We start from the raw sequence: 24,881 nt of genomic DNA, 5'->3' as shown, positions 1-24,881 counted from the left end.
GTCGCACTGCTAGCTCGGCGCGTCGCGTCCCTCGCGGCGGGCACGGACCGTCACGACCGTGACGTACGATCCGCCGGCGACGAGCAGGAGCAAGCCGCCCGCGACCTGCCGGCCGCTGACGGCGACCGCGACGAGGAGGAGTCCGACACCTGCGAGGGCATACGCACCGGCGAGATCCCGCCGACCGTAGGCGCCGTGGAGGGCGGCGATCGCGAGGGCGGTCAGCGCGACGGTTCCCGTCGCCAGTGCCGTCGTCTCGACCCCGAGTAGCGTCCGGCTGACGAACGTGCCGTAGACGAGGGCGGCGACGGCCACGACCGTCCCGACGCCGATCGTCGTCGCCTGCGCGTCGATCGTGTCGTCCATGGAGCCACCTTTCTGCGCCGAGTCAAAGCGCTGCCGTTCGATCGCTCGGGGACCGACACGTCTTCGACGCCGCGGCGGGGCTACAGGCGACGGTATCGGCCGCGGCTCTCGCTCACCTCGCCGCCTCTCACGAGTTTCTCGAGGGCGTTCCTGACGTACTCCGCGGAGACGCCGCGATCGCCCGCGTAGTCGACGATCTCCGCTTCCGTCGGGCGATCGAGGTCCGAGAGCGCCGCTTCGACGATTTCCTTCTTGCTCCCGCTCCGGGTCGGCCCGCGCGGGTCCCGCTCACCCGCATCTTCGACCTCGTCGACGTCGAGACCCGATCTCGCGAGGTACTCGTCGTCGTCGACGACGCCGTCCGCGACGTCGTCTTCGAGGTCGGCGAAGGAGTCCAGTTCGGCGAACGTCTCGCCCTCTCCCTGCCGGTTCGCCAGCATCGAGGCTCGCACGTCCCTGGCGTGGTCGGCGTCGTCGGTCTCGACGAACTTCTTGCGTTTCTCGTAGGCTTTCCGAGATCCACAGCGGGGACACTGCGTCGTCTCCGATCGGCCCTCGATGAGCCAGAGGTGCGAGCACTCGCTACAGCCGACGACGGCGTACATGGATCGAGGTCCGGCCGGATCGTAGTTCAACCTTCGGCAAGCGCGGCGGAAGTGGTCGCCGGCGGATGGAACTATTAGGGTCGCCGGTCACTCACTGGACGTATGGAACACGTTTCCCTGGACGACCTCGATCCGTCGGAAGCCGCCGACGGCGTCCACCTGGCACTGATGGCGGGCACCGACTCGATGAACGTCCAGCACTTCGAGATCGAACCCGACGCGACCGTCGAAGAGCACAGCCACCCCCACGAGCAGACGGGGTTCATCTACGAGGGCGAACTGGTCTTCGTCACGGACGGCGAGGAAATCGTCTGCGAACCCGGTGACGCCTACGCGATCCCGGGCGAACAGCCCCACGCGGCCGAGAATCGGGGCGACGAGACGGTCCGTGGCGTCGACATCTTCAGCCCGCCGCGCGAGAACCCGAGCTGGCAGGAGTAGGTCGCTACTGATACGGTTTACTGTAAGTCATTTCTGGCGCAACCGCGATCCGGGCGGCGGTTGCGCCGGTACATCGGTACAGCAATCCGTATGAAACTGCTCACACATCGATCGTACAGCCATCGCGCGATCGGGTGTACAGTGACGTTTAGTTGCTACTATAGTAGCAACTGAAACGATTTACACACTGATCGCACAGCAGTCCTGCGATCAGGTGTGCATTGACGTTCAGTGGCTACTATCGCTGTACTCCTCGAGCGCGTCCCACTCCTGGCGCATCAGTTCGCGGACGCCGTGCTCGAGAATGCCCTCACCGAGCGACGTTGCCCGATAGTACGAGTAGAGGCCGTCGGTGTCGGGTTCCTTGCGTTTTCGGTTCTCGACGAGACCGACGTCGACGAGTTCGTCGAGGTGGTAGTGGAGGACGTTCGACTCGACGCCGAGTCGGTCACGCAGTTCGCTGGCGCTTTGCGGTCCCGCTTCGACCAGCGCGTTCAGGACGCGAAACCGCGTCTCGTTCCCGATCGATCGCTGCATCGCGAGGTACTCCTCGACCGAGAGGACGCTGTGCTCGGGCAGTAACTGGTCCCCCGATCGTCGTGCGGAGCGCTCGGATTCGGCCATGACGCTAGGTTGCATCCCCGACTGTTTAAGCGTTCGCTGAGTCAGCGATCGCTGAAATCGCCTGCATTTATATATGGTCGGTGAGAACTCGTCGTATGCGCGACCGGATCGTCGACGAACTGGGTGATCTTCCACGATCGCGGTTTCTCGTCTATCTGATGGGGCCGTACGAGGCGTTCGACGTCGAGACTGCGATCGCAGACGTCGCTCCCGACGCGATCCCCGAATCGGTTGATTTCGGGTCGCTCGTCGGATCCGATCACGAACTCGGCCGGGATGAAGCGGCACTCGACCTGTTGCTGGACGTCCGCGACCACCTTCGGACGTCGGCGGGCGTCAATGCGTTCCTCGCGATCGACGTCGACGTCGACCTGTCCGAGATGGACGCCGCGACCCAGAGCATCGCGTTCGCCCGGGCGAGCAACGCGGTCGTGTACGTGGTCCCCGCCGCTGGCGACAACCTCGGTGTCGGAATCGAGGTCGGATCGGTCCTCGAGGCCCTCTTCGACGAGGAGACCGCGGCCCACCGCCGCGAGCGGGTCATGTTCGTCCACGAGTCGGGCGTCCGCAGCGCGATGATCGCCGCGGTCCGAGATCGGTGGGAGGCCCGAATCTACGCCTACGAGGACCGCGAGGACCTGACACGCCAGCTTCGGCTGTTCGTACGCGATCTCATTCGAAAGGAACGAACGGGCGAGTTGCCGCGACTCGGGTAGCGCTTCCGTTCCGTCGTGGGCGTCACTCCAGCGACTTTCGCATCTCGACGTGGGGGATCCCCGCCTCCTCGAACTCCGCGCCGCGGCGTTCGTAGCCGAGTCGGCGGTAGAACGCGGCGGCGCGGGTCTGGGAGTGGAGTTTGAGTTCGGTCAGGTCTCGATCGCGCGCCGCGTCTTCGACGGCGGCCATCAGGTCTCGGCCGATCCCCTCCTCCCGTCGCGACCGGAGGACGGCGACGCGTTCGACCTTGCCGAGTCCCGGGTCCGGCTCACGGAGTCGGGCGGCTCCGATCGGCTCGCCGTCGTCGTAGGCGACGAAGTGGACGGCCTCGTCCTCGTGCTCGTCGTACTCGATCGCCTCGTCGACGCCCTGTTCCTCGACGAACACCGTCTGCCGGACGTCGAAGGCGTCCGCCCGCTGTTCGTCCGAATCGACTTCGCGTACCTCGGCCATCGGGCGGGTGTAGGGGACGGCGTGCCGAGAGCGTTACTATCGCGCCGCCGATCGATCGCGGAGCGCTCGCACGTCGGCCGCGACGCCGGCCGACGCGTCTTCGGGAACCCGATCGAGCCAGAGGAGGTCCGCCACGTCATCGCCGTCGAGGGTCGGTTCGTTCGCGATCGGCCGGCCGGCGACCGTGGCCCGGACGAGCACGTCGGTCGTCGTCACGGATCGATCGGCACCCTCCAGTTCGAACGCGACGCGGCGGAGGCGAACCGGCCCGTCGAACGACGCGTCGACGCCGGTCAGCGCGCCGGCCGCGCGACGGGCGCCCTCCACCCAGTCCGCGTTGTCGGCGACGGGTACGGCGGGCAGCGCCCACCCCCGGGCCCCGTCGCTCACGACGAGGACGTCGCCCGCGTCGTTCGTGAGGCCGACGGTCACGTGACTCTCGAGGCCGCGGGCCGTCTCGAACTCCGGTCGCGTCACGGTTCGCGTCTCGGTCTCGACGGCGACGTCGTCGCGATCCTGCAGGGACTGCGGATCGAGGTCGAGTGTGGACTCCATGCGTGAGAGGCCGGACTGCCGGGCCGAAACGGTGGCGGTTTCGATCGCGGTGGTGCAGAGAGCGCAAAAAACGAGACAGGCGGTGCGTTACCGCGCGAGTGCGAGAAGCCCACTACGAAAGCTTCTCGAGAGCGTCAGAACGCGTCGCGTTCTGACTGCCCGAAAAACTCTCGTAGAGCGTTTTTCGATGTTCTCGCGGCCAAGCCGCGAGAGGACGAAAGGCTGTCTATGACAGCTTTTCGATGTTGCTGACGACTTCCGCAGTGTACTCGCTGGTGGCGAGTTTCTCGGCGTCCTCGAGCTGGCGTTCGAGGTCGTAGGTGACGTTGCCGGAGGAGATAGTCTCCTCGACGGCGTCGCGGACGAGGTCGGCGGCGTCGTCCCAGCCGAGGTAATCGAACATGAGACGGCCCGAGAGGATCATCGCGGTCGGGTTGGCCATGTCCTGGCCGGCGCGTTTGGGCGCGGAGCCGTGGACCGGCTCGGCGAGCATGCGGCCCTTGCCGAAGTTGCCACCCGGCGCGATGCCGAGACCGCCGATCTGGGCACCGGCGGCGTCGGAGAGGTAGTCACCGTTGAGGTTGGGCATCGCGAGCACGTCGAACTCGTCGGTGCGCAGCTGCATCCACTGGAGCATCGCGTCGGCGAGGCGCTCCTCGACCATGACGGCGCCCTCGGGGATGTCGATGTCGTCCTGCTCTTCCCACAGGGAGTCGGGGGCGGCGAAGACCTCGTCGTCCGGGTACTCCTCGTCGGCGACCTCCATGCCCCACTCGGAGAACTGCCCCTCGGTGAACTTCATGATGTTCCCCTTGTGGACGAGCGTGACCTTGTCGCGGTCGTGCTCGAGGGCGTAATCGATCGCCTCGCGGACGAGACGCTTCGACCCCTTCTCGGTGATCGGCTTGATGCCGATGCCGACGGGACCCTCGTGGATGGTCGAGTCGAAGCCCATCTCCTGCTCGACGAAGTCGCGAACCTGTTCGACCTCGTCGGTGCCGGCCTCCCACTCGATGCCGGCGTAGACGTCCTCGGTGTTCTCCCGGAACGTCACCATGTCCATCTCCTCGGGCGCCTTCATCGGCGACGGGACGCCGTCGAGGTAGTAGGTCGGCCGGACGTTCGCGTAGAGGTCGAGCGTCTGGCGGAGCGCAACGTTCAGCGATCGGAAGCCGGCGCCGACGGGCGTCGTCAGCGGACCCTTGATCGCGACGCGGTGTTCCTTGATCGCCTCGACGGTCTCGTCGGGCAGGTTGACGTCCTCGCCGTAGATTTCGCGCGCGCTCTCGCCAGCGTAGACGCGCATCCAGCTGATTTCGCGGCCGGTCGCCTCCGCGGCGGCCTCGAGGACCTCCTGTGCGGCAGGACCGACGTCCTTGCCGATCCCGTCGCCGTGGATGATCGGGATGATCGGGTTGTCGGGCACCTCGATCTCGTCGTCGGTACCCTCTTTCAGCGTGATCTTTTCCCCGTCCTCGGGGACCTCGATCTTGTCGTAACTCATCTCGTCTGTACGGTGCCCCGATGGGGGTAAAAGGTCTACCATTTCCATCGACGGCGGCAAAAGTTGCACGAGAACGAATCGGCCAGAATCGCCCGCTGATCGCGAACCCACGCCGCTGTGCGCCTGTGAGCGCCGAAGCCGTTCCCTCGGTCATACATAAACATTCGTCGTGTGAAGGGCGTGCTACTGACAAAAAACGGAACTTCGTGTCGGGAAACGCACTGGTATCGGTCGGATCGAGGAGCGAATTCGCATTCGATCGGGTCGGGACGTCGGCGGTCGATTGCGAGAGGGGGCGAACCGAATCAGGACGAGTATCCCGGCGACCGGTCCAGGTAGCGAAACAGCAGTCCCACGCCCGCGACGACACAGGCGCTGCCGACGATCGCGAGCGCGAATCGGCCGCTCGTCAGCAACCAGGATTCCGTGAGGGCCGCCCACAGGAGCGCGAGTGACGTACTGCCGACGACGATCAGGGCGACCCCGACGTCGACGGGGTCTCGCTCCTCACGGACGGCAAGCCGTGCGGTTGCGATCGCCGCCATCGTGGCACAAAACGCGACGAGCAGGAGGGCCGTCGTCATCGTCGTCGCGGTACTCGGGCCCCCATCGTAAGTCCCGGTGGTTCGGTCGCGACGGCGGACGGGGTGGAAAGCCACAAGGACCGCCGCGCGAGAGAGACCGCGCATGCAGGTACTCGTCCACGGCGGTGCAGGAAGCGACCCCGACGACCCCGATTCGCGGCGGGAGGTCCTCGAAGCCGCGGCCGAAGACGGCGTGGCGGCCCCGTCGCCCGTCGACGCGGTCGAGACGGCCGTCAATCGGCTCGAGTCCTCGCCGCGGTTCAACGCCGGCGTCGGGAGCGCGGTCCAGAGCGACGGCCGGATCCGAACCGACGCGGGGCTCATGACCGACGATCGATCGGTCGGGGCGGCGTGTTCGATGCCGGACGTCGAGCACGCGGTCAGCGTCGCCCGAATCGTGCTGGAGGAGACGCCGCACGGCTTCGTCTCGGGCGACCACGCCGTCTCGCTGGCCGAGGCGTTCGGCGTCCAGACCGGGGTTGACTGCTGGAGCGACCGGACGCGCGAGCAGTGGGCGGAACTCGACCCGCCGACCGGGGGCACCCGCGAGGAACTGGCGTGGATCCGCGATCGGTACGGCCGATCGGATCCCGACGGGCGGGACGAACGGGCGGACGACGGCGGACAGGTGGACGACGATCGGAGCGCAGGCCCGATCGACGAGCACGACCACGACACCGTCGGGGCGGTCGCGTTCGACGGGGAGTCGCTCGCCGCGGCGACGTCGACGGGCGGGCGCTGGCTCGCGCTCGCGGGCCGGGTCGGTGACGTGCCCCAGGTCGGGGCCGGCTTCTACTGCTCGCCCGCCGCCGCGGTCAGCGCGACGGGTGCCGGCGAGGACATCGCCCGCGTCACGCTCTCGCGACGCGTCGCTCGGCACGTCGAACGGGGACGTGACGCGTCCGCCGCGGCGGAACTCGCGATCGAGGAGTTCGCTGAACTCACCGGATCGACCGCCGGGGTGATCGTTATCGACGCGCGTGGAAACCTCGGCTCGGTGTACAACAGTGCCGCGATGCAGACCGCTCGCAAGACGTCGTTCTCGGGGTGACGCCCTCGAGACCGGTGTTTCCCGCCGGGTACAGTGCCGTCGGTCTCGAGGGCTCCCCTCGCGTGGTCGTTCCGGAACCGGCTCGAACGAGGGCTGTGGCGTCTCTCACGCCACCCGGTACGGACGCGTTCGACGGGGATAATCGGTCGCGACCGTTTCACGGAATTCGGTCCAGTTACGAGTCGTTTCCGGAGGAAACGGTCGCCGCCGGGTTTATCGGGGCGGCTCTCGTTCAGCTCAGTTCGACGATCGTCGTCACATAGTTTTATTATCGTCGTGACCCTCACGGGAACTGATGCTCGAACCCCCGCATCACGCGGCACGACGGTGTCCGGACTGCGCGGCGACGCTCTCGAACGTTCAGGGCCTCGCCGCCTGTTCCGACTGCGACTGGATCGACGATCGGCGGGCCGACCGCTGACCGCACGCGTCGGCCGGAGGCGGAACCTCTTTTTGTCGACCGATACAACCCCGTCGCATGGCCGAATCCGACGTGGATCTGGAGTCCGAGCAGTACGAGAAACACCGTGAAGCCGGCGAGATTCTCGCGCAGGTGCGCGAGGAAGCGGCCGATCGCGTCGAGGTCGGCGCGAGCCACCTCGAGGTCGCCGAGTACGCGGAAGACCGGATCCGCGAACTCGGCGGGAAGCCGGCGTTCCCGGTGAACATCTCGATCGACGAGGAGGCGGCCCACGCCACGCCGTCGATCGACGACGAGACGACCTTCGGCGAGGAGATGGTCAACTTAGACATCGGCGTCCACGTCGACGGCTGGCTCGCCGACACGGCGATCACGGTCGACCTCTCGGGGAACCCGGAACTCGCCGAGGCCTCCGAAGAAGCACTCGAGGCGGCCCTCGAGGTCGTCGAACCGGGCGTCGAGACCGGCGAGATCGGTGCGGAGATCGAGGACGTCATCGACGGCTACGGCTTCAACCCGGTCGTCAACCTCACCGGGCACGGGCTGGGTCACTGGGAGCAACACACCAGCCCGAACATCCCGAATCGCGCCGTCTCGCAGGGGGCCACGCTGGAGGTCGGCGACGTCGTCGCCATCGAACCGTTCGCGACCGACGGCGGCGGGAAGGTCACCGAGGGCGCGAGCGAGGAAATCTTCGCCCTCGAGCGCGAGGGGAGCGTGCGGAACCGGCAGGCTCGCGACGCGCTCGACCAGATCACCGAGGAGTTCCGCACGCTGCCCTTCGCGACGCGCTGGCTCGAGACCGATCGGGCCGAGATGGCGCTTCGCCGACTCAAGCGAAACGACATCGTCCACGGCTACCCGGTGCTCAAGGAGGACGACGGCTACCTCGTCAGCCAGAAGGAACACACGGTCATCATTACCGAGGACGGCTGTGAAGTGACGACGAGATAGGGAGGAGAACGGGGACCGAACGTCGGTTCGGTTGCGATTTCCGGTCGAGTCGCTGGAGGCGATCAGGCGTTGTTCATCCGCTGGCTGGTCCGATTGCCACACCGCTGGCACTCGGCCACGCGGTAGGGCTCGCGGGAGAACTCGGCGTTCTCGTTTCCGAGGCTCTCGGTCCGGATCTGGACGGACACCTCGTGGAGGGTCTCCAGTTCGCAGTCGTCGCAGCGTTCGGTCATCCCGTTGAACGAGTCGTCTGTCGTTGCCATTACTGGATCCGTAGGAATAGTGTCCTCTTAAACCCCTGCTTCGTTCCGAAACGTGGGTTTAGCGAATCGAAAGACGGTATTACCGCCTCTACAAAACGGCCTGAGAGCGTCCGTTACCGTTTCGTGACGGCCCCTGGGATGTCTTCGGCTATCGATCGGAAATACTGACAGTCTCGTCGTAATCCCTCATCTGTTTCTGTCACGTCGTCCGCTCACACGCGTGGTCGGACCGTCTGGGTCGTCCAGGTGGGGCCCGTGTCACGCGACGTGCGAGGACGTTCCCGGGTGTCCGCCCCTCAGTCTCCCGCGAGTTCGGTCCGACGAGCCGGTGGCGAAGACGACTTATCGCCGTGGGAATACCCGCGAGTATGGACCAGGTGTTCGCACCGTGGCGGATCGAGTGGATCGAACGCGAGGACAAGAACCCCGATATCGAGGCGTGTGTCTTCTGTGAACTCCCGGAACGGGACGCCGATCGGGACAACCTGATCGTCGCGCGGAGCGACCACGCGTTCGTCATGCTGAACAACTACCCGTACAACCCGGGCCACGCGATGGTGATTCCCCGCGCACACACCGGCGACTACCGGGACCTCGACGACGAGCACCTGCTCGATCACGCCCGCCTGAAACAGCGCACGTTCGACGCGCTCGAGACGGCGCTCGACCCGGACGGCTTCAACGCCGGTCTCAACCTGGGCGAGGGGGCCGGTGGCTCGATCGGGGACCACCTCCACACACACGTCGTCCCGCGCTGGCAGGGGGACACCAACTTCATGCCCGTCCTCAGCGATACCTCCGTGATCGTCGAGGCGCTCGCGGACACCTACGATCGGGTCCACGAGGCGTTCGCCGGGCAATCGGGGACGACGGTTCCCGACGAGGACGCCGCGGTCGTCGTCGAGTAGCCCGCGCGTCGCCGAGTGATGGGGATTTTGGTCGCTCCCGTACTACGGCTAGCCGTGACAACCGACGAGGCCCTCGCGACCGCTGCACGGACGATTCGCGACGCCGACGAGGTCGTCGGCCTGACCGGAGCGGGCGTCTCCACCGCGTCGGGCATCCCCGACTTCCGGGGTGACGACGGCCTCTGGCAGCAGTACGACCCGGCCGATTTCCACGTCGATCGGTTCCGGGCGGATCCGGCCGGCTACTGGGACCAGCACCTCGACCTGCACGACGAGTTCTTCGACGGCGACGTCGCCCCGAACGCCGCCCACGACGCGCTCTCCGACCTCGAGGCCGCGGGCCACCTCGACACGCTCGTCACGCAGAACATCGACGGCCTCCACGCCGAGGCGGGTTCGGACTCGATCGTTCGCCTCCACGGGACCGCGGCGAACGCGGTCTGCCAGTCGTGCCGGGAGCGGTACGACGTCGAACCGATCCTCGAACGGGCCCGCGACGGCGACCTGCCGCCGACCTGCGACGAGTGCGGCGGGACTCTCAAACCGGACACCGTCCTCTTCGGCGAACGGCTCCCCGAACACGCGCTCATGCGATCGCAGGCCGCCGCCCAGTCGGCCGACGTCTTCCTGGCGATCGGCTCCTCGCTGACCGTCGAACCGGCCGCGTCGCTGCCGCGGACGGCCGCCGATCGCGGCGCGACGCTCGTAATCGCGAACCTCGACGAAACGCCGCTCACCGATCGCGCGGCCCACGACTTCCGGGCGGACGTGACCGACGTCGTGCCGCGGCTCAGGGACGCGATCGTCGACGACGCGGAGTGAGGCCGAATCCGCGGGTTCGAACAGTTCGATCCAGCGGACGGTGGAAACCTTGATGAGTGCTATCGTGGCACGTCATAACGTAGCAAGGGTGTGTACACATGACCGACGCATACGTCAATATCCTGGTCGATCCGGGTGCCGTGACCGACGCCGCGAACGAGATCGGTGATCTCGACGCGGTCAGCACCGTTCACGTCGTTACCGGCGAATACGACGTCATCGCCCAACTCGATCTCGACGACTCCGACGACCTGCCCCGCGTCGTCGCGGACGAAATCCACGGCGTCTCGGGCGTCGTAGACACGGTGACCAACGTCGCCTTCGAGCCGTAACCGATCGAGCGGCATCGCGGGGGCGGTGTCCTCGTCCGCCTCCCGGGGCGATCTAGCGCCCGGACTCGGACGTGGGCCCGATCGGCGGAACCACCGCTTCGTAAGCCAGCAAAACGGTCCGCCTGCCCGTACGCTTTTGAGTGAATGGGTCGTGTTCCCGATCGACATGGAGTACGAAGTCGTCCACACGGAGGACGTCCCGATGACCGACCTCTCGGAGATCGACGAGGTGCCCCCGGACCTGCGGATTCGGGCGCTCGACGAGGTACTGCCGACCGAGAACGTCCAGCTCAAGCTCTGGTACTTCGAGCCCGGCGAGGAGATTCAGTATCACGCCCACGCCGAACAGGAGGAACTGTACTTCGTCCTCGAGGGGGAGTTCTCGCTTAAACTCGGCCGATCGGGCGAGGAGGAGTACGTCGAGGCCGGGCCGGGCACGGTCTGGATGGCCCGGCCGGAGATCGGCCACGGCCACCGCAACGTCGGCGACGAGGAGGGAGTCGTCCTCGCGATCGGCGCGCCGGCCGTCGAGGATCCGGGGCTCGATCCGCACAGCCTCGACGACGAGGACGCAGACGGCGAGTAGCGCCCGACGCCGATCGATCGGTTTCATACGGACTGCTGTCCGTCAGTTCCGACGCACCCGCGACCGTCCCGCGGTTGTACCGGAACTCGGTGTACCAGCCCGTCTCAGGCGTACCTCGCGTCGAGATAGTCGAGGATCCGCTCCGATTCGGCCATCGTTACGCCGTACTCGTCGTCGACGACGACTGGAACCTGTCGCTGACCGGAGAGCCGCCTGACCTCGTTCCGTTTCGAGTGGAGTCCCTCGACCCAGACGCTCTCGTAGTCGACGTCGAGTTCCTCGAGCCGATCGACGACGACCTCGCAGTACGGACAGCCTTCGAGGCGGTACAGGGTGACCATGCGCCGTCGTTCGCACTGGACCGGCAAAAGCGTGGGTGAGGGCGTTCCGGTGGGCGGACGTTTTTGGTCCCCGCGCGAGACGCCCGCGTATGCCACCGACAGCAGGGGAGCGGCTTCCCGACTTCGAGGCACCGCTGTGCGACGGCGAGACGTTCCGATCGACGACCCTCTCCGCGGCGCTCGGCGATCGGGGTGGCGTCGTGGTCTGTACCGGCTTCGCGTTCAGCGCGATCGCCCAGAACTGGTGGAAACGGTTCGTCCGGGCCGGCTGGGAGGAGTTCGAGAACGTTTCGGTTCTCGGCGTGAGCCGGGACGGTCCCTACGCACAGAACGAGTTCCTCCGCTGGCTGGACCGGCCGGACTTCCGGTTCTTCGCGGACGTGAACGGCGTCGTGAGCGAGTCGCTCGATCTGCTCGCCGATCGCGATCACATGGCGACCGTCTCGACGCCGTGGCGATCGGCGTTCGTCATCGATTCCGATCGCGAGGTCCAGTACGCGTTCGTCGCGGACGACTGGATCTCGCCGCTCCCACGCGAGGAAATCGAAGCCGCGGTCGGGGATCTCTGATCGACATCAGCGTCTCGCGTTGGCACTGAGGGACGGTGGTCTCACGTCGGTGACGGGGCGCGATCAGCGATCGGAGTCGCGGAACGCGTTTCGTTGCGAACGGCCCTCAGTCGGGTTCACACCAGAGGGTCGCCCCGTTGCGGGAGCACTCGATCCGGAGGGGGTCGTCGTAGGTCACCGAGACGGCGTCCATCGACTGGACGTAGTGAGCCGGCAACCCGCCCTGGGATCGCTCGTTGAGTTGGCGGAGCAAGCCGGCTTCCTGTAGCTCCTCGACCTTCCGGTAGGCGGTCGATTGTGGCAGCTCGAGTTCCTCGGCGATTTCGGGAACCGTCACCGGTTCCGCGGCCCGCAGATACACCTCGCGCGCGTCGTCGGTGGCGAGCAGTTCGATTATCGCCTGGGGGTTACACCCCATCGGACCGTCTCGCTCGGCGTACGTACACCGTGGTTGGTCGTCGACTGTCTCGCTCATATATACCCGTTGTACGTCCGCAAAAGAGTACCTCGTCCCTCCCTCCCAGTCCGTGGGAATCGATCGTCAAACCGGGCAGGCTACCGAGTCGATGGCCGGCCGCTACACCGGTTCGCCGAACGCGTACATCGTCTCGTGGGCCGTGATCTCGAGGTCGACGAAGTCGCCGGGCTCGATGCCGTGATCGCTCGCGTTCCGGACGATGATCTGCCGGTAGGCCGAGTCGCGACACTTCACGGAGTCGGCAGTTCCGTGCTCGACGACGAGACAGTCCTCGCGACGCTCGCCGACCATGTCGGCGTAGGCCTCGCCGACGATCTCGCGCTTTTCCGCGCTCATTTCCTTCGATCGCTCCTTTTTGATCGTGCCGCCCAGCCCCTTCATGTCGGCGGCGTCGGTGCCCGGCCGCTTCGAGAAGCGGGTGACGTTGAGCTTCTCCGGTCGCGTCTCCCGGAGGAGCGCCATCGACTGCTGGTGATCGTGGTCGGTCTCGGTGGGGAAGCCGACGATGAAGTCCGTCGAGAGCGTCCAGTAGTCGAGCGCCGCGTCGAAGGTCTCGACGACCTCGAGGTACTCCTCGACCTGGTGCTGGCGGCGCATGTCGCCGAGCACGTCGTCGCTGCCCGACTGGACCGGCGCGTGCAGGAAGTCGTACAGCTCCTCGTTCTCGGCGAAGACCGCGGCGAGTTCCTCGCGGATGCCGTGGACGCCCTTGGGGTTGGCCATCCCCACGCGGACCCGGAAGTCGCCCTCGATGTCGCAGATCCGATCGAGCAGCCGGTGCAGCTTGCGCTCGCCCTCGTCCCAGCCGTAGACGCCGGTGTCCTGGCCCGTGATCCGGATCTCCTTCGCGCCGGCGTGGATCAGCGCCCGGGCCTTCTCGACGTTCTCCTCGATCGACGGCGAGTCGATCTTGCCCGTCGCGTGCTTGGTGATGCAGTACGAACAGTCGGACATGCAGCCCCGCGCGATCGGCAGGATGCCGACGACGCCGTCGAGGACGGGTTCGGCGTCCGGGGTCGTCGTCGGACACTCGCCGTTGGTGACCGCTTCCGGCACCTCGTCCCAGTGGAGGACCTGCCCGTCGACGTCGGCCTTCGCGAACTCCTCGCCCTGCGCGAGGGCCATACAGCCCGTGATGAACAGATCGGCGGTCTCCTCGGCCAGTTCCTCGGCCCGCCGGAGCATGTTCCGCTCGGTCTTTTCGACGACGGTGCAGGTGTTGAGGATGGCGACGTCGGCCTCGTCGGGGCCGTCGACCCGGTAGTGGCCCGCGTCGCGGAGCCGTCGCTCGATCTCGCGACTCTCTCCGCGATTGGACGTACAGCCGTACGTTTCGATGTGATACCGGGCCATTCGTCGTTGCCCTATCGTCGGATCCGGGAGGCCAAAAGCCCGACGGATCACGGTTTGGCCGCGGGATTGACGGCTCAGGGCAGTTCAGCCGTCGTTCGGCCACAGCGCCCAGAGGACGAGCAGACCGATCGCGAGGGCACCGAGGCCGACCGTCTCCGGGACCGTCAGTACGACGTCGAAGAACCCGAGTGCGGTCCGGAGTTCGACGAGGATCACGACGAGAAGCGCGATCACGATCAACAGCCGGGGGAGGGTGATCCGCATCGATCGATCACTGGGTTAGCCGACGCCCGCGAGGCCGCTCTCGACGACCCCGCGGAGCATCGAGAGGAGACTCGTCGGATCGATCTGGACGGGGAACGGGCCGACGTCCGGCCCGAACAGGCCGCCTCTCGCGACGATGCTGGCCAGCGGAAACCCGTACGCGAGAACCAGCAGGACGATCGCGATGCCGGCCCACAGCTTCAGGTTGTCGAGCACTCGCGGCGAGTCCTCGGGGCCCGACAGCGGGCGCGGGATCCGGTGATCGTCGATCGGGTCGCTGTTCCCGTTGAACGCCGTCAGGAGCATCAACGCGAGGAACAGCATCGACGAGATGAACAGGAGGGTGCCGCCGATCGCGAGCTGGGCGTTGAGTTCCCCCATCGAGCCGACGACGGTCTCGTACTCGAACCCCTCGTACTGCGGTTCGGCCGTTCGACGCGGTATCCCCGCCAGTCCGCCGCGGTACATCGAGTTCGTCATGAAGACGATGCCGATGAACCAGAGGAGGACCTGGACCAGCCCGAGTTCCCGTCCGACGAGGCGGTTCCCGGTCACCTGCGGGACGAGCCAGTAGGAACCGGCCATGAACGTCAGCGCGGCGGCGGTTCCAACCTGCGTGTGGATGTGACCGGGTATCCAGAGCGTGTTGTGGACGAGGTAGTTGATGTTCATCCCGGCGTTGACGATGCCGGTGAATCCCCCGAACGCGAAGACAGCACCGGCCAGCGCCATTCCGGTAAACGCCGGCTCTCGCCACGGCAGTGCGGTCAGCCAGCCGAGATAGCCTTCTCCGCCGCGCTGGCGAGCGCCGTGTTCCATGCTGGCGACGACGGTGAACGCCGTCAGGAAACTCGGCAGGAGGAGGAACATCGTGTTCGTCATCGCGATGAACTTGAACCCCTCCGCGATCCCCGGATCGAGGTACTGGTGGTGAATGCCCACCGGGGTCCCAAGCAGGACGAACAGGATGAAGACGACGCGAGCGAGCGGGTCGCTGAACAGCCGTCCCCCGGAGAGCTTCGGCAGCAGGATGTACCACAGCAGGTACGCCGGCAGCAGCCAGAAGTAGACGACGGAGTGGCCGAAGTACCAGAACAGCGTCCGCGTCAGCAGCGGGTTGATCGACTCGACGATGCCGAGCGACCACGGCAGGATGAACGCGAGAATCGACACGGCGACACCGATCGACGAGACGTACCACATGATCATCGTCGTCAGCACCATGAACGTCGGCAGCGGGATCCGCTCGCCGGGGTGGTCGCCTTTCCAGGCCCACCAGGATCGGAACCAGTCGACGCCCGCGACCCACGTCCCGACGACGAAGACGACGAGGCCGACGTAAAACATCGGATGGCCCTGGAGCGGCGCGTAGAAGGTAAAGAGCGTGTCCGAACTCACGTCGATTGCCTCGACGAAGCCGGCCAGGATCGCAACGCCGGACAGCGTTATCCCGATCGCCATCAGCGAGTACCAGCCCCAGGTGAGTCGCATGTCGACGGGACCGCGATCGAGGCTGTCCGTGACCGCCCACTGATAGACGCCCACGAGGAAGAAGATCGTGAACGAAACCACGAGGAAGACGCCGTGGCCCGTCAACACGGTGTAGTAGGCCTCCGACTCGATGAACCGGTAGATGTCGGTCCGGTGAAACGCCTGGATGAGGCCGAAGAACGCGCCCACGCCGAACGCGACGAACGAGGAGGTAAACACCAGCCGAATGAGACGCGCCTGATCCGGGTACTCGTCGGCGAACGTCTCAGGCATCGTCATCACCCTCGCCGTCGGTCCCGGTCTCGTTCCCGTCGTCGGCCTCGGTTTCGTTCCCGTCGTCGGTCTCGGTCCCATCGCCGCCGTCGTCGCCCTGCTCACCCTCGTCGCCGGCTTCCGCCACGCTCAGGGTCCCGCTCTCCTCGTAGTCGTCGACGGTGACCGTCCAGTCGTGGTCGCCCTCGCCGAGATCGGCCGCGTCGACCGTGAGCGTCACCGTCTCGCTGTCGTCGCCGCCGACGGTGACGTCTTCCTCGTACGTCTCGTTGCCGATTTCGAGCGCGACCGTCGTCTCGAGGTCCTCGAGCTGGCCGTTCTCGACCGTGATCTCGAACTCGGTTTCGTTGCCGGGTTCGACCTCGTCCGGCGCTTCGACCGACAGTTCGGTCAGGTCGAACTCGTCCTCGGGAACGACGTTGAGTTTGCCCTCCATCGTGTGGTGCTGGGAGCCACAGTACTCGTGACAGATCAGCCCGTACTCTTGGGGTTCGTCGAACTCGACGGTCATCGTCGACACCTCGCCGGGAATGACCATCGTGTTGGTGTTCGTCCCGACGACGCTGAAGCCGTGGATCACGTCCGGACTCGTCACGTAGAACGTCACCTCGCTGTTCGCGGGCACCTCGATCGGATCGGGCTGGAAGATGAACGTCCGGGCGACGACGTACGCCTCGTACTCGTTCTCGCCGACCTGCTCGACGCGCGGTTCGCCGAAGCGTTCGTCCTCGCTGACGTCTCCCGGGGACATCACTTCCTCGCTGTCGTCGATCATCGAGATGCCGAGCCCGACCGAGCCGTAGGTGATCGTCACGATGAACCCGACGATCAGCACGAGCGCTCCAACGAGCCAGACCTTCTCGTAGGTGTGAATGTTCATCGGAACTCACCCGATCACCAGCGGCGTCGGGGCGTTTCCGAGGAACTCGACGAAGTACGTGAACAGCCAGAGCAACACGAGCACCAGGAAGTACAGCGCGATCAGCACCAGCGTTCCCACCGGATCGTACTCCTCGTGGCTCACCGATCGATCCGGTGCCGATAGCTCGTGGACGTTCGCGTCCGGCAGTGTGGCGTCCGCGTCTGACATACTTTACCACCCGACCACGCCCGTGCGTATAAATCGGTAGCCCAATTTCACCGCTATCCCGACGCTACCGCCGGCGATCGGCGGTACGTGTCCGATTTTGCCTCGCGAGACGCGTCCAGCCGTGCCGGCGGTAATCGCGACGTTGTCGACGCGATAGCGGTCGTTGAGTCGGCCACGCCACGACTCGGTTCGACCGCGTCACTGACCAGCGGCGCGTCTCTCGGTCTCTCGGTCGCGACCGAGACGCGAGCGGTCGGTCACGGAAAATTTTGCCTCGCCGACAAGAAGACGAACCCACTCCCTCCATGACCCTCCGATTGCGTATCTGTGCCGTCCTCGGGGTGTTCGTCGCGGTGAACGCCCTGTTCGTCTTCGCGATCCTGTGGGCCTACGGCGTCTTGCTCCCCGGGATCGTCGCCGGGGCGCTCGTCTACGCCCGACACGGCACTGTCGGATTCGACCTCCTCCAGGCGCCGATCTCGTGGCCCGCGTTCCTGGTCGCGGTCGCGGCGTTCCTCGCGGCCCAGACGTACTACGGCCGCGGTGGCGAGCGATCGGGCCGTCAGCGTCTTGCCCGTCCCGGGGACGTCTTCGAGGAGCACGTGCCCGCGGGCGAGGATGCCGGCGGTTACCTCCTCGAGGACCGTTCGATCGGCGACGACTGCGGAGAGGACTTCGTCGACGACGGCCGCCGCCGTCGACGCGGTGTCTGCGACTGATATCTCGGGTACGCGGTCGCCGGGAACTTATAATTCTCGTGACCCGACGCGTCGGAAACGATCGCGGCGGAGGGGCTGCGTAGGATCCGTTCCGCCCCGATCACCGATCGGACCGGTCGTCAGAGGCGGTTTCCCGGTCGCCGTCCAGGACGAACGGGCCCTCCTCGGGCGTCCGTTTGGTCACCGTCGCGGCGCGCAGGACGTACGCGGTGAGCACGGCGTAGGGCGCGAGCGCGATCGTGTACGCGAGGCTGATGAAGACGGTCAACGGGGTGTAGCCGAGGAATCTGACGTCCGGGAAGACCCCGGAGTCGATAGCGAGTAACACGTACGTGATGAAGACGATGATCGGCAGGGAGACGGTCAACAGCGTCGTCGAGAGGTCCGAGAGTTCGAGCTTGTAGTACAGCGTCTTGAAGTACTCCCGGCTGACCACGAGCTTGCGGAGCGTGTCCATGATGTCCTCGATCACGGCCCGTTCGTCGTCGGTGAGTTCCTCCCCGTACTTCGTCAGGATGCGCCGCGACTGGTAGAGCTGCCACGAGGAGTCGTAGTTCAGCCCCGTCAGGAGTTCGTCCGTCGTTCCGGCCGGAACCCGCGAGAGCGTCGTCAACACCTCCTCGGTGTTCGCCTGGATGTCGGTCCGGAGCCGATCGACCTCCTCTCGGTAGGCTCGCCCCGCACGTTCGTCCCGCGTCGCGGCGGCGTCGAGTCGGTGGAGGTCGTCCGCCCGTTGCTTGATCGATCGGAGGACGACGGCCGTGAACTGGCCCGGCCGCGCCGGGCTCACGTCGACGATGTCGCTCTCTTCGATCGCGCTCTGGAACGCGATGATCGTCTCGACGCGTTCGGACTGGTTGCCGAGCGAGGTCAGTTCCTGGGAGATCCCGACGGCCGCGATCGAGACGACGATCGAGACCAGCAGGATCGTCCCGGAGAGGAGCGTGTTGAACACGGTCTGTACGACCGTCGTCTCCCCGAGCAGTTCCTGGTACTCGATCGGCCAGATCCCGCCCATCACGAGCAGGACGAGGAACACGGTGCCGAGCAGTGCGGTCGCGACCCGCTCGCGGCTCCCGTCGAACAGGATCCAGCGTTTCACGCGATTCTCGCTCGAGCGATCGATCCGTCTGTGCGAGGTGCCGAGCCCGATGCGGTTCCGGATCGATTCGAATCGTGAGCCACCGTCGACCATCGGTCGATGGCCGACACCGCCGACCGATAAATAGACACCACCGGTCGCTGGTCGGAAGCCGGCGTACTGGTCGTGTGGCCGCCGCCGTCAGATCGCGTCCGACTCGTCTCCGAGCCGATCGTAGTTGTCGTCGACGACGGTGACCGTCGCGATCAGCGCCCCGGCGATGACGGGCCCGAAGAACAGGCCCATGACGCCGAAGGCGTAGATCCCCCCGAGCACGCCGAGCATGATGACCGCGGGGCTGATCTGGGCGTACCGATCGACGACGATCGGCCGCAGGTAGTCGTCGGAGATTCCGACGACGATCGTGCTGTAGATGCCGAGCGCCGCGGCGAGGAACGGCTCACCCGTCAGGAAGAGGTAGATGACGGCGGGGATCCACACCAGCGGCGCACCGACCAGCGGGATCAGCGAGAGGATCACCATGATGAACGTCCAGAACGCCGCGTTCGGAATCCCGGTGGCGAACAGCCCGAACCCGGCGATGACGCCCTGGATGATCGCGATCAGGACGTGGCCGGCGAGCACGGCCCACATGACCTCGCTCAGTTCGTCGTAGAGGTCGTCCTGGACGTCGTCGGGCAGCGGCGTCACCGTCCTGATCCAGGCCATGAGGTTGTTTCCGTCTTTCAGCAGGTAGTACAGCAGAAAGAGCATGACGCCGAGGCCGATCAGGGCGTGGGTGAGTGCGCTGAACCACATCGTCGTCTGGTCGAGCAGGATCGATCCGATCTGCTCCGCCGATCCGGCCAGTTGTCCCGCCAGATCGACCTCCTGCCCGGTCTCTTCCGCGATCAGTCGCTCGAGTTCCGTCAGCTGGAGTGTTTCGGGCTCGACCCCCTGGAGGAGCCGGGCGACGTCCCCGGCGATCGCCGTCGCCACGACGACGAACGGGACGACGAAGCCGACGAGCGCGAGGACGAGGAGCGCGAACGCGGCGATCGTCGGCGACACGTAGTTCTCGAGCCGTTCCTGGAGGGGGAAGAGGACGAACGCGAGGAGGAGGGCGCCGAGGACGTACTGGAGGAACGGCAGGACCAGTTGCAAAGAAAGGTACGCGAAGATGCCGACGAGTGCGAGGAGATACCCCTTGCTGAGGTTCACACGGGGAATAACAACGGTCAGCCGGATAAAATCGACCCAGACGTGTGTCGGTCAGCCCGATAAAACCGATCCAGACGTGTTCCCAGTCAAGACTGTCGTAGGGAGTCGCCACACGGCTTCAAGGGTTTGCCTGGCGAATTCACGACCGAATGTCGACCCAGCTCGATCCCCTCTCGCTCTCGGCGGATCTCCTGTATACGGTCAAGACGGAGGGCGACACCGACTGGCTGCGATCGCGGCTCGCGTCGCTCGATCGATCGCAGCTCGGGCGAGCCCTCTCGACGCGGGAGCGCAAACTCTCCTTCTGGCTCAACTGCTACAACGCCTACACCCATCTCCTGCTGGAGGAAGACGACGATCGGGCGTTGCTCGAGGGCGGCCTCCTCGATCGCTGGCGGTTCGTCGCCCGCGATCGGATCCCGGTCGGCGGCGCCTGGCTCAGCCTCAACGACATCGAGCACGGGATGCTCCGCAGTTCGAAGCACCCCTGGGGATTCGGCTACGTCCCTCGGCCCTTTCCCTCGGCGTTCGAACGCCGGTTCCGACTCGTGGAGTGTGACCCGCGGGTCCACTTCGCGTTACCCCGGAGCGCCGAACACTGTCCGCCGATCACCGTTTACTCCCCCGCCGACGTCGACGAAGATCTGGACATCGCGATCGAGTGGTACCTGGAGGAGAACGTCCACTACGACCCCGATCGGCGCGTCGCGACGGTCCCCCGGTTCTTTCGGCGCTACTGCGGCGATTTCGGCGGTAGACGCGGCGTGATCCGGTTCCTGCGGGAGTACAACGCGATCCCGGACGATGCGACGCCGGCGCTCGATTACGAACGCGGCGGCCGGACCTCGGCGATCGACGCCGAGGTGCTCCGCCACTGATCGTCGGTGCCGTCCGTCTGCCGGCCCGCTCGGCGAGCGCGGGCGACGGCTCCCGATCCCCGTCGACCCCGAGACGGGGCGCTACGACTCCGTCTCCTCGACCGTCGCGGTCGGCACTGCCCGCATGACGCCCCTGACGGCGCGCTTCGCGTTCGCACGCGAGGTGTACCCCTCGCCGCTGTCGGCGAGGATGTTGCCGTTCCAGTGGACCAGCCGCCAGCGCCACTCGTCGGCCCGGTCCTGGTACACCTCGAAGCGACTGGTTCGGCTGGTCCCGGACGACTGGCCCTCGATCGGCTCCCCGGGCTCGTCGGTCGGTTCGTCCGCCGGGACGGTCTCGACGCGGACGCTCGACCCGTCGGGATCGTCCCATTCGAGTCCGAGTTCCAGATCGGCGGTCGCCGGTTCGGGGTCGCCGTCCCGATCGGTCCTGAGTTCGGCGACCAGCCGGTCGGGAAAGTCCACCTCGAGCCGTCGCTGTGCTGTGTGCAACTGGAGCGTGTGCCCGCCCTCGAGGGCGGCCGCGATCTCGTCGACGACGGCGGCCAGTTCCTCGCGATCGTACGCCTGCTCGAGTTCGAACTCCGGATCCGGCTCCGACATGGCCCTGTCTACGTGACGGAACAGGTTAGGATTGCGGTCGATCGGCCCCGGTCGCGGACGAACACCGGCCCGGGGGCCGGCCGATTCACGGGCCGCCGACCGCGTCACGCGAGTTCGTGTCAGCGGTAGCGAGTGCTGTCGGAGCGTTTTTGATCCCGCGCTGTGACCCACCGGCCGTGACTTCCCGCGAGTGGCGTGGCGATCGGCGAGCCGTGTTCGAACGAGACGAGTACGCGTGTCGCAACTGCGGTACGACCGGCGGCGACGAGGAACCGACGAGCGTCCGGACGTACCCGGTCGGCGACGTGTCGCTCGAGGGGACGGTCCACGAGAGTTCGCTCGTGACGGTCTGTGAACGGTGTTTCACCGCGCTACGGGAGTCGGATGCGCTGTCGGACCTGTCGGTCGATCGGGACGAGCTATTTTTACTCGTCCGCGAGACGACCCGCACGCAGGGAGCGACCATCTCCGACGTCGCGTCGTTCGCGTCGCTCGTGACGTCGTTGCCGACCGCCCTCGCCGAGGCCGAACCGGGCGACGAACCCCGTGACTACGCCACCGAGTACGTCGAGACTCGCCGCGACGTCCTGCTGGCGATCGATATCGTCGACACGCGACTCGATCGGCTCGGGGCGGTCGAGACGACCGATCTGGGGCCCGAGGTGGCGACGCCGCTCGAGACGGTGACGGAGACGGCGACGACCCTCCAGTCGGATCTCCGCGAGGTCGTCGAACTGGGCGAGACGGTCGTCGCAGGACTCGATCGGTGCCACGGCTGTTTCGAACCGCTCGAGGGGGTCGCTGCGAGCGGGAGCGGGACCGAAACGTGCGGAACCTGCGGCCTCGAGCCGCGATCGACCGACGACTGGCGTCGATCGGAGGGCGACGGCGTGGCGTTCGAACGGCTCTTCTCGACGATCAACGATCGGCTCCGGGGGACCTCCACGACGACGGAGGCGCTGACCGATCGAACGATGGCGCTCGCGGAGACGCTTCTCGACGAGTGAGACGGTCCACTGGAACGAGTTCTCGGTCCAATCGCGGGGCGCTCGCGGTTGCCCCGGCACTGACTTCCAGTAGCCGTACGATAGAACGAGGGGGACGACGTGTCCCGTTACAGTTGCGTTACGGCCGCAAGCGAGATGTCGATCGCGCGTCCGACGTTGTTCTTCGCCTTCTCGGGGAGTTCGTCGTCCTCGGTGTCGGTCCCCTTCTGGGTGCCCTCGACGAGGTTGCCGTCGACGGTACAGATCGCCCCTGCCCTGAGTCCCCGCCGGCGTGCCAGCGAGAAGACGGCGGCGGCCTCCATCTCGACCGAGAGCAGTCCGGCCGCCTCCCAGTCCGCGACGTACTCGTCGGTCTCGGCGTAGTAGGCGTCGTCGGAGGCGATCGGGCCGACGTGAACGTCTTCGTTATTCGCTTCCGCCGAGTCGACCAGCGCCGAGAGGACGTCGTAGTCCGGCACGGCGGGGTACTCGACCGCCTCGTAGCGCTTCGAGGTCCCCTCGTTCTTCGCGGCGCCGGTCGCGACGATCATGTCGCCGATCTCGATCTCCGACTGGAGGGCCCCGGTCGTCCCGACGCGGATGACCGTCTCGACGCCGACGTTCGCCAGTTCCTCGATCGCGATCGCGGCCGACGGACAGCCGATGCCCGTCGAACAGATCGTCAGCTCTCGCCCCTCGTAGGTGGCGTTGACGACCTTGTACTCGCGGTTCTGGGCGATCGTTTCGGCCTCGTCACAGTGACCGGCGATCCGATCGACGCGTCCGGGGTCCCCCGGGATGAGGGCGATGTCTGCGACGTCCCCGTCGTCGACCAGCAGGTGTGGTTGCGTTGCCATACCCCCGCGTTCCGGCGGCGACGAGAAAAAAGGTTCTACTGCGGGACACCGATCGGCGACGGCCCGAACGCGTCTCGCGGATCGGCGTCGCCGATCGGTGAGCCATCCCGCCTCGCGGTGCCCGATCACGCCGTCAGTCCGTCGGCCGTACCTCCACTCGATCGGGCGTAATCGTCATCGTCAGGTCGTCGGCGTCGACCTCGACGGATCCGTTCGACCTGGCGGTCCCGTTGCAGGTGTCGGCGAAGAGGGCGTCGAGCGCTTCCGGATCGACGTAGTCGTAGAGCCGCGTACTGGCGGCCGTGACGTCTTCGTCGTGATAGCGTGCCAGCGCCGTCGCGGCCGCGATACTCGGCGGTTCGTCTGGACTCGGCTCGTAGCGGATGCGACGACCGAACGCGCACCCGTGGGAAGTGCTTCTCCTTCGTTCCGTCATGTCTCTCTGTCACGTCTCCGTGACATTCTACTCGAGTGAGCAACGGCGCAGCTGATATAAGTGTCGTCAGACAGCAACCCCTGAGAACCGCCAGGAGACGACGGAATCTCCCATCCCGCCTTCGGTACCGACCCCTTCAAAACCGATCGGCCAGAAACGTCTCGACCGCCGATCGCGTCGGGGCGCTCCGAGCCCCCTCTTCGGCTGCGGTGAGCGCGCCGCAGGCGTTCCCGAACTCGAGCGCTCGCTCGACGTCGGCACCGGCGAGGTCCTGCCCGCCGTCGCCCAGTACGGTCGCGATGAATCCCGCGGCGAACGCGTCACCCGCCCCGGTCGTGTCCCGGGGATCGACGTCGAACCCAGGATGGGCGTACGACCCGCTCGGCGTGTGTACCGCCGCGCCGTCGCCGCCGCACTTGACGACGACGATCCGATCGCTGAAGTCCGAACCGACGTACTCGCCCTCGAGCACCGCCTCGGCCTCGCGATCGTTCGCGAAGACGACGTCGGCCATCGCGAGCGCGTCGCCGTAGTCGCGGTCGCCGAGCCGTCGACCGGGATCGAAACTCACGGTGACCCCGGCCTCGCTGGCGATCCGGGCGATCGCGGCGGCGGTGTCCGGTCGCTGCCCGGTGAGGTGAACGTGGTCGACCGATCGGATGCGCTCCCGATCGAGATCCGCGGGGGTGACCGCCTCGTTGACGCCGTCGTTTCCCAGCACGGCGACCTCGCCGCCGTCGTCGACCAGCAGGTACTTGACGGCCGTCGGGGCGTCCTCGACGACCCGGACGCCCCCGAGCGAGACGCCCGCGTCCTCGAGTTCGCGTCGCGCCAGCAGGCCGTTGTCGTCGTCACCGACGCTCCCGATCAGCCCGGCCTCGACGCCGAGTCCGGCGAGGGCGGCCGCGACGTTCGCGGCGCTACCGCCGCCGGACTGGTGCTGTGAGCGGATCGCCGATTCGCCGTCGGCGACCGGGAGTCGATCGACGCGCAACGTCACGTCCCAGTTGACGTGACCCGCAGTGAGCACGGAGAGCATAATAATATCGGGACGA

The 24,881-nt window shown here is 66.5% G+C and carries 33 protein-coding genes and 1 pseudogene; 12 read left to right on the top strand and 22 right to left on the bottom strand.

The features are described from left to right. Positions 1-9: 9 nt before the first annotated feature. Positions 10-366 carry a hypothetical protein gene (locus AC6I6X_RS14495; RefSeq protein ID WP_497931237.1) on the bottom strand — a complete coding sequence of 119 codons (357 nt, stop codon included), beginning with the start codon at positions 364-366 and terminating at the stop codon, positions 10-12. A gap of 80 nt (positions 367-446) precedes the next feature. After that, on the bottom strand, positions 447-971 hold the full coding sequence (locus AC6I6X_RS14490) for a DUF5817 domain-containing protein (protein WP_497931236.1): 525 nt from the start codon (positions 969-971) through the stop codon (positions 447-449). A 102-nt stretch (positions 972-1,073) separates the two neighbouring features. On the opposite strand from AC6I6X_RS14490, the gene AC6I6X_RS14485 reads away from it, so the two are divergent. After that, positions 1,074-1,412 (top strand): cupin domain-containing protein, encoded by a 339-nt coding sequence (locus AC6I6X_RS14485; RefSeq protein WP_497931235.1) that lies wholly within the window; start codon positions 1,074-1,076, stop codon positions 1,410-1,412. A 228-nt stretch (positions 1,413-1,640) separates the two neighbouring features. Here AC6I6X_RS14485 and AC6I6X_RS14480 read toward each other — a convergent pair whose 3' ends face one another. Then, positions 1,641-2,036, bottom strand: coding sequence for a helix-turn-helix domain-containing protein (locus tag AC6I6X_RS14480; RefSeq protein ID WP_497931233.1), 396 nt, complete (start codon positions 2,034-2,036; stop codon positions 1,641-1,643). 95 nt (positions 2,037-2,131) lie between these two features. Between AC6I6X_RS14480 and AC6I6X_RS14475 the strand changes: the two genes are divergently transcribed. Then, a complete protein-coding gene (locus AC6I6X_RS14475; RefSeq protein WP_497931232.1) occupies positions 2,132-2,752 on the top strand; it encodes a DUF7509 family protein in 621 nt (206 codons plus the stop codon). A 22-nt stretch (positions 2,753-2,774) separates the two neighbouring features. Here AC6I6X_RS14475 and AC6I6X_RS14470 read toward each other — a convergent pair whose 3' ends face one another. The 4 genes from AC6I6X_RS14470 to AC6I6X_RS14455 all read right to left on the bottom strand — a co-directional run bounded on the left by AC6I6X_RS14470 (position 2,775) and on the right by AC6I6X_RS14455 (position 5,849). Continuing rightward, complete coding sequence (locus AC6I6X_RS14470; protein WP_497931231.1) at positions 2,775-3,206, bottom strand: GNAT family N-acetyltransferase; 432 nt, start codon at positions 3,204-3,206, stop codon at positions 2,775-2,777. A 36-nt stretch (positions 3,207-3,242) separates the two neighbouring features. Beyond that, on the bottom strand, positions 3,243-3,761 hold the full coding sequence (locus AC6I6X_RS14465) for a hypothetical protein (protein WP_497931230.1): 519 nt from the start codon (positions 3,759-3,761) through the stop codon (positions 3,243-3,245). A 226-nt stretch (positions 3,762-3,987) separates the two neighbouring features. Beyond that, the gene (gene icd, locus AC6I6X_RS14460; protein ID WP_497931229.1) at positions 3,988-5,265 is read right to left on the bottom strand and encodes an isocitrate dehydrogenase (NADP(+)); all 1,278 of its coding nucleotides are present in this window, start codon (positions 5,263-5,265) and stop codon (positions 3,988-3,990) included. Between the two features lie 305 nt (positions 5,266-5,570). After that, complete coding sequence (locus tag AC6I6X_RS14455; RefSeq protein ID WP_497931228.1) at positions 5,571-5,849, bottom strand: hypothetical protein; 279 nt, start codon at positions 5,847-5,849, stop codon at positions 5,571-5,573. Between the two features lie 103 nt (positions 5,850-5,952). On the opposite strand from AC6I6X_RS14455, the gene AC6I6X_RS14450 reads away from it, so the two are divergent. From AC6I6X_RS14450 to map, 3 genes are all read left to right on the top strand, one after another. Continuing rightward, positions 5,953-6,900, top strand: coding sequence for an isoaspartyl peptidase/L-asparaginase (locus AC6I6X_RS14450; RefSeq protein WP_497931227.1), 948 nt, complete (start codon positions 5,953-5,955; stop codon positions 6,898-6,900). A 295-nt stretch (positions 6,901-7,195) separates the two neighbouring features. Then, a complete protein-coding gene (locus tag AC6I6X_RS14445; RefSeq protein WP_497931226.1) occupies positions 7,196-7,321 on the top strand; it encodes a hypothetical protein in 126 nt (41 codons plus the stop codon). 57 nt (positions 7,322-7,378) lie between these two features. Beyond that, positions 7,379-8,275: a type II methionyl aminopeptidase gene (gene map / locus AC6I6X_RS14440; protein WP_497931225.1), complete on the top strand. Its 897-nt coding sequence runs from the start codon at positions 7,379-7,381 to the stop codon at positions 8,273-8,275. A gap of 62 nt (positions 8,276-8,337) precedes the next feature. Here the strand turns inward: map and AC6I6X_RS14435 are convergent, their stop codons facing one another. Then, complete coding sequence (locus AC6I6X_RS14435) at positions 8,338-8,538, bottom strand: DUF7835 family putative zinc beta-ribbon protein (RefSeq protein ID WP_497931224.1); 201 nt, start codon at positions 8,536-8,538, stop codon at positions 8,338-8,340. A gap of 368 nt (positions 8,539-8,906) precedes the next feature. Between AC6I6X_RS14435 and AC6I6X_RS14430 the strand changes: the two genes are divergently transcribed. From AC6I6X_RS14430 to AC6I6X_RS14415, 4 genes are all read left to right on the top strand, one after another. Next, complete coding sequence (locus tag AC6I6X_RS14430; protein ID WP_497931223.1) at positions 8,907-9,446, top strand: HIT family protein; 540 nt, start codon at positions 8,907-8,909, stop codon at positions 9,444-9,446. Positions 9,447-9,500: 54 nt separating this feature from the next. After that, positions 9,501-10,268 carry an NAD-dependent protein deacylase gene (locus AC6I6X_RS14425; RefSeq protein WP_497931222.1) on the top strand — a complete coding sequence of 256 codons (768 nt, stop codon included), beginning with the start codon at positions 9,501-9,503 and terminating at the stop codon, positions 10,266-10,268. Positions 10,269-10,366: 98 nt separating this feature from the next. Then, positions 10,367-10,600, top strand: a complete 234-nt coding sequence (locus tag AC6I6X_RS14420; protein WP_497931221.1) for an Lrp/AsnC ligand binding domain-containing protein — start codon at positions 10,367-10,369, stop codon at positions 10,598-10,600. Between the two features lie 166 nt (positions 10,601-10,766). Further along, the gene (locus AC6I6X_RS14415; RefSeq protein WP_497931220.1) at positions 10,767-11,186 is read left to right on the top strand and encodes a cupin domain-containing protein; all 420 of its coding nucleotides are present in this window, start codon (positions 10,767-10,769) and stop codon (positions 11,184-11,186) included. 104 nt (positions 11,187-11,290) lie between these two features. Here the strand turns inward: AC6I6X_RS14415 and AC6I6X_RS14410 are convergent, their stop codons facing one another. Further along, positions 11,291-11,527: a glutaredoxin family protein gene (locus AC6I6X_RS14410; protein WP_497931219.1), complete on the bottom strand. Its 237-nt coding sequence runs from the start codon at positions 11,525-11,527 to the stop codon at positions 11,291-11,293. A gap of 89 nt (positions 11,528-11,616) precedes the next feature. Here AC6I6X_RS14410 and AC6I6X_RS14405 point away from each other — a divergent pair, with 89 nt between their 5' ends. Next, positions 11,617-12,096, top strand: a complete 480-nt coding sequence (locus AC6I6X_RS14405) for a redoxin domain-containing protein (RefSeq protein ID WP_497931218.1) — start codon at positions 11,617-11,619, stop codon at positions 12,094-12,096. A 106-nt stretch (positions 12,097-12,202) separates the two neighbouring features. Here AC6I6X_RS14405 and AC6I6X_RS14400 read toward each other — a convergent pair whose 3' ends face one another. The 9 genes and pseudogenes from AC6I6X_RS14400 to AC6I6X_RS14360 all read right to left on the bottom strand — a co-directional run bounded on the left by AC6I6X_RS14400 (position 12,203) and on the right by AC6I6X_RS14360 (position 20,066). After that, positions 12,203-12,571 carry a helix-turn-helix domain-containing protein gene (locus AC6I6X_RS14400; protein WP_497931217.1) on the bottom strand — a complete coding sequence of 123 codons (369 nt, stop codon included), beginning with the start codon at positions 12,569-12,571 and terminating at the stop codon, positions 12,203-12,205. 102 nt (positions 12,572-12,673) lie between these two features. Then, positions 12,674-13,927: a tRNA (N(6)-L-threonylcarbamoyladenosine(37)-C(2))-methylthiotransferase gene (locus tag AC6I6X_RS14395; RefSeq protein WP_497931216.1), complete on the bottom strand. Its 1,254-nt coding sequence runs from the start codon at positions 13,925-13,927 to the stop codon at positions 12,674-12,676. An 84-nt stretch (positions 13,928-14,011) separates the two neighbouring features. Continuing rightward, entirely contained in the window at positions 14,012-14,191 is a 180-nt protein-coding gene (locus AC6I6X_RS14390) for a CbaC protein (RefSeq protein ID WP_497931215.1), read from the bottom strand. 15 nt (positions 14,192-14,206) lie between these two features. Next, the gene (locus AC6I6X_RS14385) at positions 14,207-15,955 is read right to left on the bottom strand and encodes a b(o/a)3-type cytochrome-c oxidase subunit 1 (RefSeq protein WP_497931214.1); all 1,749 of its coding nucleotides are present in this window, start codon (positions 15,953-15,955) and stop codon (positions 14,207-14,209) included. Further along, positions 15,948-16,835, bottom strand: a complete 888-nt coding sequence (locus AC6I6X_RS14380) for a cytochrome c oxidase subunit II (RefSeq protein WP_497931213.1) — start codon at positions 16,833-16,835, stop codon at positions 15,948-15,950. The genes AC6I6X_RS14385 and AC6I6X_RS14380 overlap by 8 nt, the downstream gene beginning before the upstream one ends. A 6-nt stretch (positions 16,836-16,841) precedes the next feature. Further along, positions 16,842-17,045, bottom strand: a complete 204-nt coding sequence (locus AC6I6X_RS14375) for a cytochrome oxidase (protein ID WP_497931212.1) — start codon at positions 17,043-17,045, stop codon at positions 16,842-16,844. A 518-nt stretch (positions 17,046-17,563) separates the two neighbouring features. After that, a pseudogene (locus AC6I6X_RS14370) lies at positions 17,564-17,767 on the bottom strand (AAA family ATPase); the annotation flags it as partial. A gap of 97 nt (positions 17,768-17,864) precedes the next feature. Further along, positions 17,865-18,959 (bottom strand): DUF7972 family membrane protein, encoded by a 1,095-nt coding sequence (locus AC6I6X_RS14365; protein WP_497931211.1) that lies wholly within the window; start codon positions 18,957-18,959, stop codon positions 17,865-17,867. 87 nt (positions 18,960-19,046) lie between these two features. Continuing rightward, positions 19,047-20,066, bottom strand: coding sequence for an AI-2E family transporter (locus AC6I6X_RS14360; RefSeq protein ID WP_497931210.1), 1,020 nt, complete (start codon positions 20,064-20,066; stop codon positions 19,047-19,049). 149 nt (positions 20,067-20,215) lie between these two features. Between AC6I6X_RS14360 and AC6I6X_RS14355 the strand changes: the two genes are divergently transcribed. Beyond that, positions 20,216-20,944 (top strand): DUF547 domain-containing protein, encoded by a 729-nt coding sequence (locus AC6I6X_RS14355; protein WP_497931209.1) that lies wholly within the window; start codon positions 20,216-20,218, stop codon positions 20,942-20,944. Positions 20,945-21,025: 81 nt separating this feature from the next. On the opposite strand, the gene AC6I6X_RS14350 is transcribed toward AC6I6X_RS14355, so the two are convergent. Further along, complete coding sequence (locus AC6I6X_RS14350) at positions 21,026-21,547, bottom strand: amphi-Trp domain-containing protein (protein ID WP_497931208.1); 522 nt, start codon at positions 21,545-21,547, stop codon at positions 21,026-21,028. Between the two features lie 176 nt (positions 21,548-21,723). On the opposite strand from AC6I6X_RS14350, the gene AC6I6X_RS14345 reads away from it, so the two are divergent. After that, positions 21,724-22,554 (top strand): HNH endonuclease, encoded by an 831-nt coding sequence (locus AC6I6X_RS14345; RefSeq protein WP_497931207.1) that lies wholly within the window; start codon positions 21,724-21,726, stop codon positions 22,552-22,554. Positions 22,555-22,661: 107 nt separating this feature from the next. On the opposite strand, the gene AC6I6X_RS14340 is transcribed toward AC6I6X_RS14345, so the two are convergent. The 3 genes from AC6I6X_RS14340 to AC6I6X_RS14330 all read right to left on the bottom strand — a co-directional run bounded on the left by AC6I6X_RS14340 (position 22,662) and on the right by AC6I6X_RS14330 (position 24,865). Continuing rightward, entirely contained in the window at positions 22,662-23,390 is a 729-nt protein-coding gene (locus tag AC6I6X_RS14340) for a guanosine phosphorylase (protein ID WP_497931206.1), read from the bottom strand. 133 nt (positions 23,391-23,523) lie between these two features. Continuing rightward, a complete protein-coding gene (locus AC6I6X_RS14335; protein ID WP_497931205.1) occupies positions 23,524-23,826 on the bottom strand; it encodes a HalOD1 output domain-containing protein in 303 nt (100 codons plus the stop codon). 136 nt (positions 23,827-23,962) lie between these two features. After that, entirely contained in the window at positions 23,963-24,865 is a 903-nt protein-coding gene (locus AC6I6X_RS14330) for an ATP-dependent ribose-1-phosphate kinase (protein ID WP_497931204.1), read from the bottom strand. Between the last annotated feature and the right edge of the window lie 16 nt (positions 24,866-24,881).

The organism is Halosolutus sp. YCN4 (genome assembly GCF_059736495.1).
Note: the sequence above shows the minus strand (reverse complement) of the source record. Positions and strands in the feature narration are given on the sequence as shown.